General features: G+C 74.1%; 17 protein-coding genes and 1 pseudogene. 8 read left to right on the top strand and 10 right to left on the bottom strand.

Features of this window, described 5'->3' with window-relative positions; all coding sequences use genetic code 11:
- Nucleotides 1-78: 78 nt before the first annotated feature.
- Nucleotides 79-546 carry a hypothetical protein gene (locus AC07DW_RS06600; protein WP_478856503.1) on the bottom strand — a complete coding sequence of 156 codons (468 nt, stop codon included), beginning with the start codon at nucleotides 544-546 and terminating at the stop codon, nucleotides 79-81.
- A 199-nt stretch (nucleotides 547-745) separates the two neighbouring features.
- On the opposite strand from AC07DW_RS06600, the gene AC07DW_RS06595 reads away from it, so the two are divergent.
- From AC07DW_RS06595 to AC07DW_RS06585, 3 genes are read left to right on the top strand one after another with little or no spacing between them, the layout of a single operon-like run.
- Nucleotides 746-1,234, top strand: a complete 489-nt coding sequence (locus AC07DW_RS06595) for a sortase-dependent protein (protein ID WP_478856502.1) — start codon at nucleotides 746-748, stop codon at nucleotides 1,232-1,234.
- Between the two features lie 22 nt (nucleotides 1,235-1,256).
- A complete protein-coding gene (locus AC07DW_RS06590; protein WP_478856714.1) occupies nucleotides 1,257-1,934 on the top strand; it encodes an RNA polymerase sigma factor in 678 nt (225 codons plus the stop codon).
- Nucleotides 1,931-2,488: a hypothetical protein gene (locus tag AC07DW_RS06585; protein WP_478856501.1), complete on the top strand. Its 558-nt coding sequence runs from the start codon at nucleotides 1,931-1,933 to the stop codon at nucleotides 2,486-2,488. The genes AC07DW_RS06590 and AC07DW_RS06585 overlap by 4 nt, the downstream gene beginning before the upstream one ends.
- Nucleotides 2,489-2,538: 50 nt before the next feature.
- Here AC07DW_RS06585 and AC07DW_RS06580 read toward each other — a convergent pair whose 3' ends face one another.
- A complete protein-coding gene (locus AC07DW_RS06580; RefSeq protein WP_478856500.1) occupies nucleotides 2,539-4,362 on the bottom strand; it encodes a serine/threonine-protein kinase in 1,824 nt (607 codons plus the stop codon).
- Between the two features lie 511 nt (nucleotides 4,363-4,873).
- Here AC07DW_RS06580 and AC07DW_RS06575 point away from each other — a divergent pair.
- The gene (locus AC07DW_RS06575) at nucleotides 4,874-5,617 is read left to right on the top strand and encodes a hypothetical protein (RefSeq protein ID WP_478856499.1); all 744 of its coding nucleotides are present in this window, start codon (nucleotides 4,874-4,876) and stop codon (nucleotides 5,615-5,617) included.
- Nucleotides 5,618-5,942: 325 nt separating this feature from the next.
- Nucleotides 5,943-7,151, top strand: a complete 1,209-nt coding sequence (locus tag AC07DW_RS06570; RefSeq protein WP_478856498.1) for an alpha/beta hydrolase family protein — start codon at nucleotides 5,943-5,945, stop codon at nucleotides 7,149-7,151.
- 72 nt (nucleotides 7,152-7,223) lie between these two features.
- On the opposite strand, the gene AC07DW_RS06565 is transcribed toward AC07DW_RS06570, so the two are convergent.
- The 5 genes from AC07DW_RS06565 to AC07DW_RS06545 all read right to left on the bottom strand — a co-directional run bounded on the left by AC07DW_RS06565 (nucleotide 7,224) and on the right by AC07DW_RS06545 (nucleotide 13,105).
- Nucleotides 7,224-8,411 (bottom strand): spore photoproduct lyase family protein, encoded by a 1,188-nt coding sequence (locus tag AC07DW_RS06565; protein ID WP_478856497.1) that lies wholly within the window; start codon nucleotides 8,409-8,411, stop codon nucleotides 7,224-7,226.
- A gap of 123 nt (nucleotides 8,412-8,534) precedes the next feature.
- Nucleotides 8,535-9,944 (bottom strand): serine hydrolase domain-containing protein, encoded by a 1,410-nt coding sequence (locus AC07DW_RS06560; RefSeq protein WP_478856496.1) that lies wholly within the window; start codon nucleotides 9,942-9,944, stop codon nucleotides 8,535-8,537.
- 207 nt (nucleotides 9,945-10,151) lie between these two features.
- Nucleotides 10,152-11,414, bottom strand: coding sequence for a serine hydrolase domain-containing protein (locus tag AC07DW_RS06555; protein ID WP_478856495.1), 1,263 nt, complete (start codon nucleotides 11,412-11,414; stop codon nucleotides 10,152-10,154).
- 66 nt (nucleotides 11,415-11,480) lie between these two features.
- Entirely contained in the window at nucleotides 11,481-12,374 is an 894-nt protein-coding gene (locus AC07DW_RS06550) for an alpha/beta hydrolase (protein ID WP_478856494.1), read from the bottom strand.
- 368 nt (nucleotides 12,375-12,742) lie between these two features.
- Complete coding sequence (locus AC07DW_RS06545; RefSeq protein WP_478856713.1) at nucleotides 12,743-13,105, bottom strand: tetratricopeptide repeat protein; 363 nt, start codon at nucleotides 13,103-13,105, stop codon at nucleotides 12,743-12,745.
- A 173-nt stretch (nucleotides 13,106-13,278) separates the two neighbouring features.
- Here AC07DW_RS06545 and AC07DW_RS06540 point away from each other — a divergent pair, with 173 nt between their 5' ends.
- Both AC07DW_RS06540 and AC07DW_RS06535 read left to right on the top strand, forming a co-directional pair.
- Nucleotides 13,279-14,031: an alpha/beta fold hydrolase gene (locus tag AC07DW_RS06540; RefSeq protein ID WP_478856493.1), complete on the top strand. Its 753-nt coding sequence runs from the start codon at nucleotides 13,279-13,281 to the stop codon at nucleotides 14,029-14,031.
- Between the two features lie 369 nt (nucleotides 14,032-14,400).
- Nucleotides 14,401-14,532 carry a hypothetical protein gene (locus AC07DW_RS06535; protein WP_478856492.1) on the top strand — a complete coding sequence of 44 codons (132 nt, stop codon included), beginning with the start codon at nucleotides 14,401-14,403 and terminating at the stop codon, nucleotides 14,530-14,532.
- Nucleotides 14,533-14,671: 139 nt separating this feature from the next.
- Here the strand turns inward: AC07DW_RS06535 and AC07DW_RS06530 are convergent, their stop codons facing one another.
- The 3 genes and pseudogenes from AC07DW_RS06530 to AC07DW_RS06520 all read right to left on the bottom strand — a co-directional run.
- Nucleotides 14,672-15,409: a S1 family peptidase gene (locus AC07DW_RS06530; RefSeq protein WP_478856712.1), complete on the bottom strand. Its 738-nt coding sequence runs from the start codon at nucleotides 15,407-15,409 to the stop codon at nucleotides 14,672-14,674.
- A gap of 369 nt (nucleotides 15,410-15,778) precedes the next feature.
- Complete coding sequence (locus AC07DW_RS06525) at nucleotides 15,779-16,405, bottom strand: hypothetical protein (protein ID WP_478856491.1); 627 nt, start codon at nucleotides 16,403-16,405, stop codon at nucleotides 15,779-15,781.
- A 162-nt stretch (nucleotides 16,406-16,567) separates the two neighbouring features.
- A pseudogene (locus AC07DW_RS06520) lies at nucleotides 16,568-16,702 on the bottom strand (RICIN domain-containing protein); the annotation flags it as partial.
- 492 nt (nucleotides 16,703-17,194) lie between these two features.
- Here AC07DW_RS06520 and AC07DW_RS06515 point away from each other — a divergent pair.
- On the top strand, nucleotides 17,195-18,493 hold the full coding sequence (locus AC07DW_RS06515) for an MFS transporter (protein WP_478856490.1): 1,299 nt from the start codon (nucleotides 17,195-17,197) through the stop codon (nucleotides 18,491-18,493).
- Nucleotides 18,494-18,525 lie beyond the last annotated feature (32 nt).

The raw sequence follows: 18,525 nt of genomic DNA, 5'->3' as shown, positions 1-18,525 counted from the left end.
CGGCAGCCGGGACACCCGGCCGGTACACGCGCCGCACGGCGCCCAGCGGCGGAAACGGGGCGGGGTCCGGGACGTGGTTCAGGTACCGGAGGCCGTCGCCCGCCGCAGGGCGTCCAGGAGGGCGCCGCGGTCGTGGGTGGCGATGGTCAGGGCCTCCCCCCGCCGGGTGGTGATGGTGACGCTGTCCATGCCCATCGGTACGGCCCAACCGCCGCCCACCAGGCGCGGCTTCCCCTGGGGGAGCGCGTCGGGGCGGCCGCTCCCGCGGGCGTCCCGTACCGACCGGGGGTCCACGTCGGCGAGGGCGATGCGCTCGCGGCCCACCCGCAGGACGCCCGCGGCCGGGTCGACGCGGATGCGGTGGTAGACGCGCTTCGACAGCGGTACGGCGACGCACGGGACCAGCACCAGCAGGAACGCCGCCGAGACCCCGAGCCAGAGACCCAGGTCCTCGGGCAGGGCGTCCGCACCGAGCCGGCCCACCATGACGAGGTAGACCGCGACGCAGAAGGCGGTCCACTTCCAGGGCAGCTTCTCGACGTACACGCGGCAATCCCCCACGGTGTGCAACGGATCGGGCCGCGTACCGCGACCCCGCCCCATTCCTAGCACCGGCGCGGACACGCGCCTCGACCGGCCCCGGCGAAAAGATTCCCGCGGTGGGCGGCAACCTCCCGGCCACTCGCACGTCGTGCGGGGTGAAGGGCGTGAACCCGCGCCCCCGGACCCAGTCGGGAGAACCACCGTGTCCCACCTGAAGCGCGCAGTCGTCACCGCCGCCGTCACCGGCGCACTGGCCGCGACAGCCGTGCCGTCCTGGGCGGCGGCCGGACCGAGCGCGACGCCATCGCCCGTGCCGTCGCCGGTCGCCGACAGCGCGCCGAGCGCCATACCGCCGGCCACCCCGAGTCCCGTACCGCCGAGCGCGCCGAGGGCCGTGCCGTCGGCCACGCCCGGTGCCGTACCGCTCGCGACGCCGGCGCCGGCCCCGGCGACCAGCCTCCCGCCGAGCGCCGTCCCGTCCGCCGCTCCCGCCCCGGACGGGGGCGGCACCCCCGGTACCGCACAGCCCCCGACCGGCCGGCCCGCGACCGGTGAGCCCTCCGCCGGGCCCGAGCTGGCGCAGACTGGGGGCCCCGGCGCCACCAACACCGCCATGGGCGCGGGCGCGGCGGGGCTCGTCGCCCTCGGGGCCGGGACCCTGTTCGCCGTTCGGCGGCGCGCTTCCCGCTGACGTGCTCGACCCGAGGACCCCCGTGCCGCACCACGCCCTGCCGTTCCGCCCGGCCCAGCCCGTGTTCCCACGGGTACGGCCCGGCGGCGGGTGGGGCGTGCGTGCGGCACTCCGCGAACTGCTGCCGCGCCGCGAGCAGCCGGCCCCGCCCGCCGACCGTCCGCGTGCGGACCTCCGGCCGGTCACGGGCCCGTACGGCGGCGCGGCTTCCCCGCCGCCCACCGTCACCGACCTCTACCACGCCCACCGTCTCGGCATGGTGCGGCTGGCCGTGCTCCTCGTCGATGACCTCGCCACCGCCGAGGACGTCGTCCAGGACGCCTTCACGGCCCTCTACCGGCGGCACGGCGAGCACGTCACGGAGGTCGACAACGCGCTGGGCTACCTGCGCACGGCGGTCGTCAACACCTCCCGTTCGGTGCTGAGGCGGCGGCGGACCGCCCGCGCCTGGGCGCCGCCCGCCCCGGCCGACGTGCCCTCCGCCGAGGAGCACGTCGTGATGGACGAGGCGCACCGCGAGGTGCTGGCCGCCCTGGGCCGGCTCACCCCGCGCCGCCGCCAGGTGCTGGTACTGCGGTACTGGGCCGACCTCAGCGAGGCGGAGATCGCCCGGACCCTGGGGATCAGCCGGGGGGCCGTCAAGTCGAACGCCAGCCGCGCCCTTGACGCGCTGGAACGGATTCTGGAGGGACGGATATGAGCGCCGGCGGGGAACGCGAACGTCTCGTGGAGCGCCGGCTCCGTCAGGCGCTCGGCGCCCGGGCCGAGTCGGTGGGCGTACGGGACCTGCGCCCGGCCGCACCGCCCCGGCGGGCCGGCGGGCGGCTGTGGCCGTGGCCGTGGCGGGCGGCGGGCCTTCGGGGCCGCCTCGCGTATCCGGCCGCCCTCGTGGCCGCGGTCGTCGTCGCCGGCACCGTCCATCTGACCCTGGGCTCCTCCGCTCCGGCGGACCCGCGCCCAGCGCCCCCGGCCGGGCCGCCGCCCGGCGTCACGTCACCACCCCCGAGCCGGGTCCCGAGCCCGTCGGGCTCGCCGGGCCCACCCCCGCACCCGGTCCCGAGCCCGCCCACGACGGCACAGGCGACTCCGGGCGGCCCGACGGACGCGACGCCGGACCCGGCGGCCGAGGCGACGCCCGGCACGCCGGCGGACACGGCTGCCGGTCCCACCCCGAGCGCGACGCCCAGCCCCCGGCCGAGCGTCACCATGCCCATCAACCGGTCGGCGGAACCCTCCACGGGCCCCGGCGCCTGAGGGACCCGTCCGCTTCGCCTCGGTCCACCTGGACGGCGAGCGGACCGGCGTCAGGACGCCGGGTGGGAGGACACCACCTTGCCGCGGGTGTCGGCGGCGAGGTAGCCGGTCAGCGTGTACGCGTTGGAGAGGTAGAAACGCACGGTCGGCCGGTCGGCGTTGAACGTCCATCGACCGACGACGACGTACCGCGTGGTGGGGTCGTCCACGGCGAGTTCCCTCTCCCCGCGCTTCATGAGCGCGGGGAGGGTGTCCCAGGCCACGGCGGTGGCGTCGAACGGCTGCTCGTCCGGGGCGTCGGGGTCGATTCCACCGCCGGGCCCGGTGCGCGTCGCGACCCCGTCACGGTACTGGTACTCGTCGTACGTCCTGGCCGCCGGCCCGGTGGGGATGTCGGCCAGCGCGTAGTCCTCGTAGAACGTCACCTCCTTGACCTGCGGGTTGCCGCTCGCCTCGCGGAACGCCCCGAGGACGGTGCGGATGTTCGCCGTCGTGAGCAGCGTGCCCTGGGTGGCGGCACCGGCGCTGCCGGCGGACGGGGCAGTTCCGGTGCCGGGCGTGGTGCCGGGTCCGCCGGACGCCGGGGTGCGCGGGGCAGGACTCGACGACGCCGTCGTGTCCTTGCCCTTGCCCTCGTCGCCCGTGTTCGCGCCGGTCGGCCAGTTCAGGGCGGCGACGACCAGGAGCGCGGTCGCCGCCGCGGCGAGGGAGACGGTGACGGCACGTCGGCCCGCCGACCTGCGGCCGGGCGGTACGGGAGGTCCGAACGCCCCCCTTCGCCCGGTGGTCCGCGGGGTCCAGGGGGCGTGGTGGTCCCGCGGTCCCGCGTACGCGGGGTGCTGCCCGTGCTGCGCCGCGGCCTGCCCGTGGGCGGGCGTGGCCGAGGCGCGGCCGAGGGCGGCGCGGCCGGGCGCGGTGGCGTGACCGGGCGGAGCGAACGGGACGGCGTCGCGGGGTCCGGTGGTGGCGGGGGGCCGGTCGCCCGGCCGGGAGTCCGGCCGCGAACCGTCCGCGGGGGCCGTGCCCGCCTCGCGTGCGGCGGCCTGCCGCAGCAGGCGCTCCAGCTCCCCGCCGTCGGGCCGCTGCGCGGGGTCGCGGACCAGCAGCCGGTCCAGTACGGGGCCGAGCGCCCCTGACCTGACCGGCGGCGGGATCGGGTCGTCCAGCACGGCGACCACGGTCGCGAGGCTGGTCGCCCGCCGGAACGGGTGGTGGCCCTCGACCGCCACGTACAACAGCATGCCGAGCGACCACAGGTCGGAGGCCGGGTTGCCCTCCTCGCCGCGCACGCGCTCGGGAGCGATGAACTCCGGGGAGCCGATGAGGTCGCCGGTCGAGGTGAGCCGGGACGTGGTCTCGGACAGCGTGGCGATGCCGAAGTCGGTCAGGACGGCACTGCCGTCGGGGCGCAGGAGTACGTTCGCGGGCTTGACGTCACGGTGGTGGATCCCCGCCGCGTGCGCGGCGCGCAGCGCGGACAGGACCTCCAGCCCGAGTCTGGCCACCTCGGACACGGGCATGGGGCCCCGCGCCAGCCGGTCGTACACGGAACATCCCTCGACGAGCTCCATGACGATCCAGGGATGCGACCCGTCGGCGGGCTCGACGATGTGGTGGATCGTCACGACGTGCGGGTTCGACAGCCGGGCCAGCGCCCTGGCCTCACGTACCGCGCGTTCCCGCAGCCGCGCGGCGAGGCCGGGGTCGGCCTCCTCGACGGCCGGGTCGGGCGGGCGGACCTCCTTGAGGGCGACCTCCCGGTCCAGCGCGACGTCGCGCGCCCGCCAGACCGTACCCATGCCGCCGCTGCCCAGGCGGGAGACCAGTTCGAACCGTGCGTCGACCAGTGGTCTGCCGCCCTCGCTCATGCTCATGACCGGTCATCGTAGGCGCGGCGCGCACCCGCACGCGCGTCGGCCTGGATGCCGGGGGCGGCCGTCACCGCCGGCGACCGAGGCGCCACGCAACCAGCGGTGGGTACCGCTCCGTTGCGCCGGGGGGAGAGCCGGACGGCGGGCGGCCGCCACGGGAGCATGGACGCACCCGCCGGAGGGCACACAGCTCGCGGAGGCCTGCGCGCGGCGGTGTCGGCACATGACAGTCCGGCACCCGGATGGTTCCGGGCGGGACGTCCGTGCCGTGAGAGGGTGTGGCCATCGAGGGGTGAGCGGAAGCGGTCACCGCACGGCGAACACGGCGAGACGGCGAGACACGAACGAGACGGGATGAGGTGCGACGAGGAGGCTCCCACCGCCCCGGAACGAGCGCGGGCGCACGCAGGTCCGGGCCCCGGCGGGATCTCCGCACGCCCACCGGACGTTGGACCCTCCACCGGAGCGTTCCGTGTACGCGCACACCACACGGCCAGGCGATGAGGAGGACCCAGTGAACGCCGCCGAAGCAGGACGGCATGAGTTGGACGCCATCAGCGTGCTCAACGCGAAGCAGACGCTCCTCCAGCTCCTCGGCCGGGCCGGGGTCTACACCGGCGACGCGGAGGAACTGATCGGCCTGGTCGAGGCCGGCGCACTGGCCCTCGCGCACGAGGAGGCCGGGACCATCGGGCGGAGCGCGCCGGGGGACAAGGGCGAGCTGTACGAGGCCGGCTGGCTGGACGGCAGCCAGGCCGTCACCGACGCACTCGGCGACCTCGCCGAACGGGCGCTGCGGCACGCCGTCACCTCCGATCCGTCGGCACCCGCCGCGGAGGTCCGGACGCCCGTACGGAGGATGCAGGTGGAGCGCGCGAAGGTGGCGGTCGTACCCATCTACCTCTCGTTCACCACCGAGTCGGAGCTCGATCCGGAGGTTTCCGAGCAGGTGCTCACCGCCGTGCTCGGCACGATGAGCGCCAGGCAGAGGGCCGCGTACCCGGGGCGTCTCGCGGAGTTCGCCTCGTCCCACCGCGCGCACCTGGAACGGCTGTACGCGGAGTACGGGCCCGGCGGCACCATCGCGATCCACGGCCGCTACTCGCTCATGCACTCCCCCACCAGCGTCGCCGTGCTCGAACGACTCGCCGCGGCGCCGTCGCCGCTGTGGGAGGAGTGGGACGCCGCCGAACTGCCGCCCGCGTGGCTGGAGGGTCTCACCACGGCCTGGGGCTCCGCCGGCCGGCCGGTGGCGTAGGGGCGAGCGCGCGGACACGTCGGGGCGGGGAGCTTCGGCCCGCCGGGTGGGGGCCTGCGGACCTGCCGCGCCGCGGTCCTCGGGTGGTGAGCCGGGAAGGCGGCGGGGGGCACCGCCCTTCCCGTCGCCGACCACGTCCGCCGGCTGATGGACCAGGCCGGCAGGTCGGACCGGGTCAGCACGGACTGACGCCCGGCAGCCGGGCGTCCGTGGCGTGTGCACCATGTCGCCTGACCGAGGAACGGTGAAGATCAGCCCCTGGTCGTACGGGCGCGGCACCTGCGGCTGACGACGGCGGGCCCGGGCGCTGCCTACCGTCTTCGCCATGAACACGTTACGTATGCTGCGTCCGGCCACCGCCGCGGTGATCGCCCTCGCCGTCGCCTCGGCCGCCCCGGTCGCTCACGCGCAGGCACCGTCCGGCCAGGCCGTCGCCTCCGTCCCCGGTACCGTTCGGCAGGCCCCCGCATCCGGTCTGCTGCTGCCGGAGCCCACCGGGGAGGCGGAGGTCGGCCGGTCGGCCCTCCACCTCGTGGACCGCTCCCGGCAGGACCTCTGGGTGCCCGACCGGCCGCGCGAGCTCATGGTGGACGTGTACTACCCCGCGCGGTCCACGGCGCGCCCGCCCTCCCCGTACGTGGACCGGCGTGAGGCGCGGCTGCTGCTGGAGGACGTCGGGGTGCGGGACGAGTCGCTGGTGGACAGGCTCGGCGCGACGCGGGCCCACAGCGTCGTGCGGGCCAGGCCGGAGCCCGGGAAGTATCCGCTGGTCCTGCTCTCCCCCGGCTTCGGGGCACCCCGGTTCACCCTGACCACCCTCGCCGAGGACTTCGCGAGCCGCGGCTATGTGGTGGCCGTGGTGGACCACGCCTATGAAGCGACCGGAACCGTGTTCCCGGGCGGCCGGATCCTCACCTGTGTGGCGTGCCGGAAGGCCGAGACGCAGGAAGACATGCGGAAGGCGACCGTCAACCGCGCGCGGGACCTGTCGTTCGTCCTGGACCGGCTGACGGGCCCGCGCCCCGCCTGGCCGCATGCCTCCCTCATCGACCGCGGACGCGTCGGCGCGGCCGGTCACTCGCTGGGTGGCGCGGCGTCGGCCTCCGCCATGGTGCACGACGACCGCTTCCGGGCGGGCGTCAACATGGACGGCGCCTTCGGGGATCCCGTACCGGAGCGAGGGCTCGGGGGTCGGCCGTTCATGATGCTCGGAACTGGCGACGCCGCCCACCAGCCGGGGGGCGAGGACGTGACCTGGGAAGCCGCGTGGCGGAACCTGGACGGCTGGAAGCGGTGGCTCGCCGTGGCGGGGACGCACCACTTCACCTTCTCGGACCTGCCCGTCCTCTTCGAGCAGCTGCGTCTGCCGTACCCCGATGCTCAGCCGACGATCCGTGCCGACCGCGCGATCGGTCTCGTCCGCACGTACACGGGGGCCTTCTTCGACCTCCACCTGCGCGACCGGCACCGGCCGGTCCTCGACGGCCCGACGGCGGAGAACCCGGAGGTGCGGTTCAACCACCACGAGCGGTGACGGCACCCGAGCGGTGACGGCCGACACGGCTCGGGCGCTCCGCCGCCCGGGCCGGTCGGCCGCCCGGGCGGGTCAGAAGGCGTAGCGGATGGTCAGCCAGGGGGCGTGGGCCGTCACGAGGCGGCGTACGGTTTCCACCGCCTCGGCCTTGACGGCGTTGCGGTAGCGCACGTTCCAGCTGCCGTTCTCGGAGCGTTTGGCCTGTTGCAGGTCGGGGCGCCAGATCGCCTCCTCGGCGCGCGGGTGCCACTCCATGTTGACCTCGTGCAGGTCCCGGTTGTGGGTCAGCATGATCACTTCGGCCGCCGCCTGCTCCTTCACGGCGGCCGGCAGCACGTCGTCCATGTGCTGGAGCAGCTCGGCCCACGCCTGCTCCCAGCCGGGCCGGACCACGACGGGAGAGAGGTTGAAGTGCACCTCGTACCCGGCCTCCAGGAAGTCGCCGGCGGCGGCGATCCGTTGCTTTACGGGGCTGGTACGGATGTCCAGGAGCCGCGAGTCGTCCGGTGGCATCACGGAGAACCGGATGCGTGTCCGGCCGCGTGGGTCGAGCAGCAGGAGGTCGGGGTTGACGAACTTCGTGGCGAACGACGCCTTGGCCGTCGGCCACTGGGTGAAGGCGTGGACCAGGTCGGCGGTGTTCTCACTGATCAACGCGTCGACGGAGGCGTCGTTGTTCTCCCCGATGTCGTAGACCCACGCGGCCGGGTCGCACTGGTTGGGCTCCCGCTTGGGTCCCTGCTCGGTGACGTGGCGCCGCAGCCGGGCGATCATGCGGTCGATGTTGGTGAAGACGGTGATCGGATTGGCGTAGCCCTTGCGCCGGGGAACGTAGCAGTACGCGCAGGCCATGGCGCAGCCGTTCGCGGCCCCGGGGGCGATCCAGTCGGCGGAGCGGCCGTTGGGTCGCACGGTGAGGGTCTTCTTCTCCCCCAGCACCAGGACCGTGCTCTTGATGCGGACCCAGCGCTCGGCGTTGCCCCTGTTGCCGTGCAGGTCCGGGATGCGCCAGTGCGAGTCGACGGGGAGGACCTCCGCGTCGGGGAACGCGGCGAGGATCTGCTTGCCGCGCGGGGACGCCGCGGCTCCCGGTTCCGCGTGGATCTCCCGTACCGCGAGCATCCGCCGGGCCTCGGCCGAGTCGCGGAACAGCGGCTTTCCCGAGGAACGGGGCTCTGGCCCCGTCCGCAGTTCGTCGAGGCCGAACAGCGCGTCGGGGGTTTCGTCCGTGGGGTTGCCGAGGGGGTGGGGGGTGGGCATGACTGCTCCGGTCTGTCGTTACCCCTCCACCCTACGAGAGTCGGCACCGTGTCCGAGCGGTCGCCGGCGTACCCCGAACGGTCGGTGAACGGGTGGGGGCGTACGGTGACGTCACCGTACGCCTCACCGGTGTGCCGGGGCCCCGGACGCCTGGCGGCGGAGGGCGTCGGAGACGGCGGACGACGGTGCCACGAGGAGCCCGCCGGCCGGGGCCGGGCGCCGGGCGCCCTTGACGGTGCCGCCGAGGGCGGTGGTGACGTACCGGAGCATCGCCTCGTCGATCGGGTGGTGCAGCGGCCTGCCCTGCTCGTCGAAGCGCTGGTACTTCATGAGGTTGTAGCCGATCGCGACCTGGCGGCGCCCGTCCTCCGTCGACAGGGCCCAGGTGCCGGCGCCGAAGACGCCTCCGTCGTGGCCCCAGTACCACCGGCCGTCGGGGAGCCGCATCGTGTAGAGGCCCAGGCCGTAGCGCAGGGCGACCTGCTCGCCGGGCGGCGGCTCGTACGCGGGGACCGTGGTCTTCATCGCCTCCAGCGCCGCCCGGCCGAGCAGCCCGCCGCTCAGCAACCGGCGGTAGAAGGCGTTGAGGTCGTCGACGGTCGACACCAGTGACCCGGCGGTACCGCACCACGACATGTCGTAGACGCTGTAGTCGCGGGCGGGCTCGATGAGGCCGTACATCGACTCGTACATCTTGGCGTGCGGGCCGGTGAGATACGGGGTCCGGGGGAAATAGGTGTGCCGCAGTCCGGCCTTGTTGATCACCTGCCAGGTGATGTAGCGCTCGGGTTCCTGTCCGGTCACCTCGCGCAGCAGCAACCCGGCGATCACGTAGTTGGTGTTGGAGTACGCGTAGGTGCCGCGCGGCACCGGCGCGGGTGCGGCGAGTCCGAGGCGTACGAGCTCTTCCGGGACGAACCGGTGCAGACGCCTCGCGTCCAGGGCCCTGCCCGGGTCCTCCACCAGGCCGGGGAACGCGCCGAGTACGTGATCGCCCAGGCCGCTGGTGTGGTTGAGCAGCATCCGGACGGTGATGCCGCGACCGCGTTCGCCCGGTATCAGCCCGGGCAGGTAGCGGGCGATGGGCGCGTCCAGCGCGATGCGTCCCCGTTCGACCTGCTGGAGCACGGCGACGGCGGTGAACGTCTTGGTGATGCTGCCGACCCGGTGCCGCAGCTGGGGGCGGGCCGGACGCCCCGTCTTCCGGTCGGCCGCGCCGGCGCCCCCGCGCCACTGTGCCGAGCCGTTGCGGACGGCCGAGTAGGTTCCGTACATGCCGGCCTGGTGGATGGCTTCGAGGGCGGTGCGCAACGCCCCGCGGTCCGGACCGTGGCCGGGGGTGCCGGCGACGGCGGCCGTCGCGGCGGTCCGGGGCGTTGTGGCGGGCCCGGCGAAGGCAGCGGGCCCGGCCGGGGCGGCGTGCGCGGGCAGCACGCCGGTGACGAGCGAGAGGAGGACGGCACTCGACGTCAGGACGACGGGGCGCGGCCTTCGGCGCGGAGCGGGGCGGGCGGGACGGAGGGTCGGGTCCATGGTCTCTCCCTGCACGGTCGACGGCACACGGGCGTGCGCGCTCCCGCCATCCTCGCCGCGCGGCAGGTGTCGGCTCCTCCACCTCAAGTCCGATCACGCGCACGAGAATTGATGACGTTTGTCAGGTGCGCCCGCTCCGGCGGACGACGAGCCGGCGGACGACGCGCGCCGCGCCAGCCGGCTCGTCGCTCCCACCGGTGCTCGCTGTCAGCGCGTGTGCGGCACACCGGTTTCCGGCCGGTCGCCGCACAACGCCTGCCGGTGCAGTGTCGACAGCGCGTCGTCGATGGGGTGGTGCCGCGGTTGTCCGGAGGAGTCCGGCGCGTTCCACCGCATGAGGTTGATCGCGACGGACATCTGGCGCCGGCCGTCGGCCCGCGTCAGGGACATCGTCCCGGCTCCCCAGACCGTGCCGTCGTGGCCCCAGAAGGTGCCGCACTCCCCCAGGTCGACCTTGTGCAGGCCCAGACCGTAGTGGATGGTCGTCCCGTCCAGGGCGCGGACCGGGATGGTGCGCTGCATCTGCGCCAGTGAGTCGCGGCCGACGATCCTGCCGTCGAGCAACCGCCCGTAGAACCGGTTGAGGTCCTCCATGGTCGACACGAGACCGGCTCCCGTCATCACCCAGGACATGTTGTAGACGCTGTAGTCGCGCGGCGGGTCGAGCACGCCCCACAGCGCCTCGTACATCCGTGAGTGCGGGCCCTTGATACGCGGTTCGGCCGGGAACCCGGTGTGCCGGAGTCCGGCGGGCTCGATGACGTTCCGGGTGATGTACTCCTCGGCGGTGTCGCCGGTCACCCGTTCCAGGAGCTGGCCGAGGAGCGCGTAGTTGGTGTTGGAGTACACGCCCGTGGGTGCTCCGGGCTCGCCGGCGGGAGGGGCCGCGAGCCCCAGCTCGATCAGTTCGGCCGGGCGGAAGCGCTTGAACCGGTTGTCGTCCAGGCTCTTGGCCGACACGTCGGAGGGGAACCCCTGGAGGGACGGGAACGCGTACGGGATGTAGTCGGGGATGCCGCTGGTGTGGTTGAGCAGCATCCGGACCGTGACTCTCCTGCCGCGCTCCCCCGGGACCAGTCGCGGCAGGTACTGGCCGATCGGCGCGTCGAGCCGGATCCGGCCCCGCTCGACCTGTTGCATGACCGCGGCGGCGGTGAAGGTCTTGGTGATGCTGCCGACGCGGTGACGCATGCCGGCCGTGACGGGACGTCCGGTACGGAGGTCGGCGACCCCCGAGGCCCCGCGCCACACCTGGTCCGCGTCGCGCACCTCGGCGAACACGCCCGGTATGCCGGCGCGGTGGACGCCGTCCAGGGCGGAACCCAGCTGCACGGGGTCGACGCCGCTCGACGGGCTCGTGCTGCCGGCCGTCGCGGTCCGCGTCCCGGAGGACGGGGGAACGGCCGCCACGGTGCCCGCGCACACGCTCAGCGCGGCCACGCTCGCACACAGCGCCAGTGCGATCCTCATGACATGTGTCCTTCCTGATCGATGAGTGCGACGGGGACCCTCCCCGCGCCTCGGCAGTGCGGGCCCTCAGGCCAGGGCGCGGCGCAGGACGGCGCCGAGTTCGGCGATCTGCCGTTGTGACACCTCGGCGGACAGGATCGCCTGTGAGCCGTGGAAGGTGCCGGGCCATTGGTGCAGCTCGACCGGGACGCCCGCCTGCAGCAGACGCAGGGCGTAGGTGATGCCTTCGTCGCGGTTGGGACAGAGTTCGGCGGTGGCGATGTACGTGGGCGGCAGGCCGGACAGGTCGGTGGCCCGCGCGGGGGCGGCGTACGGAGTGGCGGGCGTGGAGCCCAGGTAGTGGCGCCACGTCGCGGCGATCCGGTCGCGGTTCATCCAGGGCGTGTCGGTGAAGTGCCGCTGCGACCAGGTCTCCTGCCGGTCGTCGAGCCCGGGCTGGTTGAGCAGCTGGAACCGGATCGGCGGGCCCTGCCGGTCGCGGGCGTACAGGGCGAGGCCGGCCGCGAGGCAGCCGCCGGCGCTGTGGCCCGCGACGGCGATCCGCTCCGGGTCGATGCCGAGCCCGGCGGCGTGCTCGGCCGTCCAGGCCAGTACGGCGTGGGCGTCCTCCAGGGCGGCCGGGAACCGGTTCTCCGGGGCCAGCCGGTACGCCACCGAGACCACCACCGCGCCCGATCCCGCGGCCAGTCGTGCGGCCCACGGGTGTTCGGTGTCCAGGTTCCCCATGACGAACCCCCCGCCGTGCAGCCAGACGACGGCGCCCCGGGCGTGCCGCGGACGGTAAATCCGTACCGCCACGTCCGGATCGGCGGGTACCGTACGGTCCTCGACCTCCAGGCCCGGGATGTCCGGGGGTGGCAACCTGGCCGCCAGTTCGGCGAAGCTCTCGCGGTCGGACACGGGGTCGGTCAGGTTGACTTGAGGGAACAGCGGGATGAACGCTTCGAGTTCGGGATCCATGTCAGTCATCCTGTCGGCCGCCGCGCCCGGGATCACCCGCCGACTGTCGGGCATCCGGCCCGGGTTTCGCACCGATCGGCGGCCTCGGACCGTCCTCCCGGCCATACCGCGGTGGACCGACGGGGCTCGGATCGTCATCAAGGGCGTAGGGCGTCGCCCTGTCACCGAGCACCCTCGTTCTCGCCTTCGGTCGTCCTGTCGGGCCGCGGGAGCTACGGGAGCCGCAGGTGTGCCGGCCTGCGGCGGAGGGGTGGAGGGCTGTCCGTGCCCCGGGCCGGGGGAATCGGGCGGGCGCGACACCGGTTTCGGGGTACGCGCCCGCCGGGCGGCGGTGTCGCTACGGCCGGGACCCGCTCGCGCCGTACGCCTCAGACGTCCCCGAAGTCACCGGCGAGCGCCGAGGCGACGCGCAGGTGGGACCGCGCCTCCTCGGTGCGCCCCTGGCGCTCCAGGGTGCGGCCCAGCATCATCCGGGCGTAGTGCTCGACCGGGTCGCGCTCCAGGATGGTTCGCAACTCGCTCTCCGCGCGCCGCAGTTGAGCCGAGTGGTAGTAGGCGCGAGCCAGCAGCAGCCGAGGCCCGGTCTGCTCGGGCACCTCCTCGACCAGCCCGCCGAGCACCCGTGCCGCGACGGCGTAGTCCTTCGCCTCGAAGAACAGCTGCGCCCGCTCCCAGCGCTCCGCCGGTGTCCCGTGGCCGTAGTAGGCGTCGCTGGAGACGCCGTGGGTCATGTCCACTGGTGACCTCCTTCGGCGCCGTCAACCGCGACCGATGGTTGAATATTCCACGGGTTCGGCCGGGCGGCATCGGGCGCGAGCGCGGCCGCCCCGCCACCCTGCCGCCCGCCCTGCGCCGAATGCGTGGCCCGGGCGGTGAACGGGCCGTGGCGGGGGATGGTGGAAGGATGGAACAGTCGACACACGCCGGGATCTTCACCCGCAGGTTCGGGCCACCGCCGCGTACCGGCTCCCCCAATGTGGTGCTGGTGCACGGGCTGGGGCTCTCGGGACGGTACTTCGTGCCGCTCGCGCGGCGGCTGGCGGCGGGCGGGGTGACCGTGTTCGTACCGGACCTGCCGGGCAACGCGCGGTCGCGGGCGGTCGTGCGCCGCGCACCGCACGTGGGCGAACTCGCCGCCTCACTGCGACGCTGGCACCGCGGACTGGCCCTGGGACCGAGCCTGCTGGTCGCCAACTCGGTGGGGTGCCAGGTGGTGGCGGCCTTCGCCGCCCGCCACCCGGACCTGGTCCGCCGCATCGTGATGGTCGGTCCGGCGCTGGAACCGGGCGCCGGTGGCTGGCGGCAGTGCGGGCGGCTCCTGGCGGACGCACCCCGCGAACCGCTCTCCCTGATCGGCCTGGCGGCGAGCGACTATCTGGTGACCGGCCCCCTGCGGTTCGCCGCCTCCTTCCGGAACGCGTTGCGGGACGCGGCCGAGTCGTTCGAGGGGCATCTGGCCCGGGTCGTCGCGCCGACCCTGGTGGTGCGCGGAGCGGGGGACACGATCGCCTCCAGGGACTGGACCCGGCGGGTGGCCGACGTGGTCGTCGACGGACGCGCGGCCGAGGTCCGGGGAGCCGCGCACGCGGCGCACTACAGCGCGCCCTGCGCCGTGGCCGCGCTGATCGAGCAGTTCACCGCAGGAGGGCATGCGTGAAGACGACAGGGACGTCCGGTGGTTCGCAGCGCCAGGACACCGACCGACCGTCCCCCTGGTTGCGCCTGCTGCCCGGCATCTCCCCCGAACGGCGCGGTTTCGTGCTGGCCTGGTGGGGGTTCGCCCTCACCTTCGGCGGGATGCGTCTGCTGACCTGGCTCATCCACATCGATGTGGCCGGGGTGGGTGACGTCCAGGCCGGTGGGGTCCACCTCCACCATTACGTGTGGGGCATCCTGCTGCTGGTGGCGGTGGGCGCGGCCGGGCTGGTCGAGCGTTCCGCGCGGGCGCGCGCCTGGATGGGGCTGGCGTACGGGGTCGGGCTGGCCCTGGTCGTGGACGAGGCGGCTGCTGATCAGCCTCGAGGACGTGTACTGGGACACCGAGGGCGGCGTCAGCATCGCCCTGGCCATCGCGGTGATCGCCATCGCGGGAGGTGTGCTGGCGGTGACCCGGGCGCGGCGGCGCTCCACCGGCGGAAGCGGCGAGAGCGACGGGTGACCGGCGGCGTCCACGAGCGCGCCGCCGGCACGGCACCGCCCTCCACCGCGGCGCGGTGGAGGGCGGTCTCACGTCGCGTCGGTTACGGGTTGCGTCGGTTTCACGCTGCGCCGAGCACCGACGGCAGGCCGGTGACGCGTCAGACGCCGGCGATGCTCTGGATCCAGGAGCGGTACGCCGTGACGTTCGTGTACGCGGTGGTGGTCTGGCGGTCGCTCGTCGAGGCGACACCCACCTGCAGGCCGTTGGCCATCATGGGGCCGCCCGAGTCGCCGCCCGCCGTGATGCCGTTGCCGCGGCGGGCGCAGATGGCGGACCCGTTGTACGCGTCGCGGCAGGCGCCGGTGACGACGACGTCGGCGACCTTGAGGTACTGGGACTGGCAGTTGGCTTCCGAACCGCACTGGTAGGTCGCGCCCCAGCCGTAGACCTGCACGGTCTGGTTCACCGATACGGAGCCCGGCTGGCCGAGGCGGGCGTAGGTACCGGACACCGAGCGGTCGAGCCGGACCAGGGACAGGTCCGCGGACGCGTGGTTCTGCACGCTGATGCCGTTGGCCACGGTGCCGCCGGTGGTCTGGTCGAGGCTGCCGATCCGGAACGACAGTCCGCCGCCGCCGACGCAGTGCTTCGCGGTGAGGATCCAGGTGGGTGCGATGATCGTCGCGCTGCAGGTCTGCCGGCCGTTGGAGAACAGGCGGGCCGCCCAGGGGGCGTTGCTGGCGTAGCCGCCGCCGATGATCGGCTGGACCTCGGTGCCGGGCGCGACAGCCGGGGCGCCGGGGGCGGGCGAGGCCTGCGCCGACGCCGTGGGAGCCAGCCCCAGGACGGAAAGGGCGGCGATCGCGAGGGCAGGGGCCAGTCTGGCTATTCGCACGTTCGTCTCCATTGTGTGGGGGTGGGAACGTCCTCGGTGAGGACACAAGCGCCGCATAGGTATGCGGCAGAGGCGCACACTCAGGCCGGGGTAAGCCTGTCGCGTGCATGCCATTTCGGCTGTGGTGAATGTGGCAGACGGGTCGTCACCCCCGCAAGAGGTTGAGTTGCGAAAGTTTGCCAACCGGCCTCGGACGTCGATGAATCGCAGGCGTCTGCCCTGCTCAACGCCGTTTGTCATGCCGCCGAGCAGTTACCGGCACACACTGCCCGACTGACGGGCCCCGCGTCGAGCGCAGCACCGCCGGATACCAAGCAGGCCCGGCGCCACCCCTCTTCGCCGGACCGGCTATCCGCGTAGATATGCGTGTCAGGGAATGCAGAAACGATAATCTTCGGTTCGCGTCATCGAATGCCGAAGAATGTGAGCCCGCCCCGCGGATCGGCCGCCCGACCGATCACGCCGTGGGCGGTCGGTGGAACGGGCGTCGACCGCCGGGCGGACGGCCGCCCGGTCGTCGCCGGGGAACAGCACCGTCTCCCGGTCGGCCGGCTCCGTCAGGGACCGGACCCGCCGGCCCCCTGCGAACGGGGTGGTCACGAACGCGCCGTCCTCCCACCGGATACCGGTGTGCCACGGCTTGCGGTGGTCGTACGTCCCGTCCGCCCACAACGCCCGCATCCCCTCGCGTTCCACGGCCACCGCCCGGCCGCGCCCCCACCATGAACAGGGCGGCAGCGCCGTCCCGCACTTCCGCCCAGTCGCCCGTATGCCACCGCTCGCCCTCCTCCGGGAACCCAACTCGTCGGGTACACCGGCACGCAGCGTGTGCGCCAGCGCCACGGCCGGGTCGACGGTGAGCAGGTGCTCCATCTCGCCGGCCACATGCCGGCGGGCCGCCGGGACGGCGAACGGTTCCAGACCGCACAGTGCCGTGTGGAGCGGCAGCACACCGCCCTCGGCGGCCCGCCGGCCGCGCTCGCGGAAGAGGCTCACGGCGAAGGCGCGCAGGGCCGGTTTCGCGGTGAGTGTCCTGACGCGTCCCGTGTCGTGGGTCAGTGGGTGCGCTGGGCGGTGACCGATCGACAGGGTGACCGGTGGATCGGACAGCTCGGCCGCCAGCCGGGGGGGGGCGAAGCGGGCGTCCCGGATGACGGCTCAGGAGGCGTGGTGGGTCCACTTCTGGTTGGCCCCACCGGTACAGCTCCAGATCTGCGTCCGGGTGCCGTCCGCCGACGAGTTCCCGGTGACGTCGAGGCACTTGTCGGCGGTGATGTTCACCAGGTCGTGGGTGGGCGCGGTCTCACCGGACGCCGATGCCACCGACGGCGATGCGACTCGACCGACGTCCACGGCGACCTGAGCGACAGCGGCGGCCAACCGCAGCGCCGGCGACGGCGACGACGCAGCCGCGACTGCGACTGCGACTGCGACTGCGACTGCGACTGCGACGAACGTTCTCGGCCGAAAGGGACGCGCAGGCGACTGTCGAGTGGTCGGCACCGCCGACACCTTCACGACACCGGCCGGACCGCTGTTTCCAGCCGGTCCCCCCGGCGGGTTCCGCTTTTCGCCTGCGCCGGTGGAGTCTTTTCCCGCCAGCCGACGGAATGATCTCCCCTCATTTCCCCGCCTCACCCAGCGGGCGTTCCCGGCCGCCCCGCTGCACGAATTCAGCCACCCGCAATGACGTCTTGTGGCGCTCATCGGGGCGTGATTAGGATCCCGCTCGTTTCGTTTCCGACACACTTCCTGCACGCTTTCGCCAAGTCGGTGAGGTGCTCCGTGGAACGGCCCGCGTCAACCGCACCACCGTCCCCCTCCCGGTCGGGAGCACGCGACTTCAGGCTCCTCTGGTGGGCCAACGCCGCCGACGGTGTGGGCACCCAGGCGTCGGGGGCCGTTCTTCCGCTCCTCCTCCTCGGGCTCGGCCACTCGGCCCAGGTGGTCGGGCTGATCGCCGGCGTCTCCACCGCCGTCGGGCTCCTCCTCGGGCCGTTCGTCGCCGTGCCGGCCGACCGTGGCGCGCGCAAGCGGGTGATGCTCGGGTCCGCCACCGTCTCCGCCGTGGCGATGGGCGGCGTGACCCTCGCACTGGCCGCCGGCGATCCGCCACTGGGACTGCTCCTCGCCGCCGTCCTGGCCGAACGGGTGGCCACGGCGTGCTTCGAGGCGGCCGCCCGCGGCACGGTCGCCCTGATCTGCTCGGGGCCGGAGCAGCCTCGGGCGATCGGGCGGCTGGCCGCCGCCGACCAGGGCGCGCTGATCGTCGGCCCGGCCCTGGGCGGCGCCCTCTACCAGGCCGCCCGCGCGCTCCCGTTCCTCGCCGACGCGCTGTCCTACGTCGTCACCGCCCTGTGCGTACGGGCGATGCGGGCGGACCTCACCGCGCCGGCGTCCCGGGGACGGGCGGCAGCCGCGTCCCGCGTACCTGCGGAGGACCCGCCCCGCGGACGCGGGAAGGACCTGCTGCGCGAGGGGGCGGCCGGGCTGCGGCTGGTGCGATCCTCCCCGCCGTTGCGGCTGCTCCTGGTGTGGAGCGCCACCGTCAACGTCGTCGTGGTGACGCTCTACTTCGGAGCCGTGTTCGCCCTCCAGGGCGACGGTCACGGCGGCGCCGTCCTCGGCGCGGTCCTCGCCGCTTCGGGCGCCGCCGGGCTGGCCGGGGCGCTTGCCGCCCCCGGGTTGGCGAAACGATTCGGCGCCCCGCCTGCGGTCATCGGCGTGACCTGGCTGCTCGTCCCGCTCACGGTCGCGCCGGCCACGCTGGCCCCGATCGTGGGAGCGTGGGCGTACGGGGTGCTGTTCGCCCTGGTCTGCCTGCTGATGCCGGTCGCCTCCGTGGCGCTCCAGGCCCGCGCGCTCCAGGTCACCGCTCCGGAGTTGCAGGCGCGTACCGGCGCGGTCCTGGCCACCGCCACGACGGGTGGCGCGGCGCCGGCGCCGGTACTCGCCGGGGCGCTCGCCGACCGGGTGTCCACGACCGCGCCCGCGCTGGCGTGCGGGGTGGTACTCGCCCTGCTGGCGGCGCACACCTCCCGGCGCTCGGTGCGCGGGGGCCTCGCGGTGGAGGTGGCCGGGTGACCGGCGGCTACCAGGTCTACCGGGCCGCGCTG

Source organism: Streptomyces sp. NPDC045701, from assembly GCF_056432045.1.
Note: the sequence above shows the minus strand (reverse complement) of the source record. Positions and strands in the feature narration are given on the sequence as shown.

Coding starts and splice junctions, on each gene's coding strand:
- AC07DW_RS06585 (WP_478856501.1), top strand. CDS start 1,931: ATGAGCGCCGGCGGGGAACGCGAACGTCTCGTGGAGCGCCGGCTCCGT.
- AC07DW_RS06580 (WP_478856500.1), bottom strand. CDS start 4,362: ATGAGCATGAGCGAGGGCGGCAGACCACTGGTCGACGCACGGTTCGAA.
- AC07DW_RS06570 (WP_478856498.1), top strand. CDS start 5,943: ATGAACACGTTACGTATGCTGCGTCCGGCCACCGCCGCGGTGATCGCC.
- AC07DW_RS06565 (WP_478856497.1), bottom strand. CDS start 8,411: ATGCCCACCCCCCACCCCCTCGGCAACCCCACGGACGAAACCCCCGAC.
- AC07DW_RS06560 (WP_478856496.1), bottom strand. CDS start 9,944: ATGGACCCGACCCTCCGTCCCGCCCGCCCCGCTCCGCGCCGAAGGCCG.
- AC07DW_RS06555 (WP_478856495.1), bottom strand. CDS start 11,414: ATGAGGATCGCACTGGCGCTGTGTGCGAGCGTGGCCGCGCTGAGCGTG.
- AC07DW_RS06550 (WP_478856494.1), bottom strand. CDS start 12,374: ATGGATCCCGAACTCGAAGCGTTCATCCCGCTGTTCCCTCAAGTCAAC.
- AC07DW_RS06545 (WP_478856713.1), bottom strand. CDS start 13,105: ATGACCCACGGCGTCTCCAGCGACGCCTACTACGGCCACGGGACACCG.
- AC07DW_RS06540 (WP_478856493.1), top strand. CDS start 13,279: ATGGAACAGTCGACACACGCCGGGATCTTCACCCGCAGGTTCGGGCCA.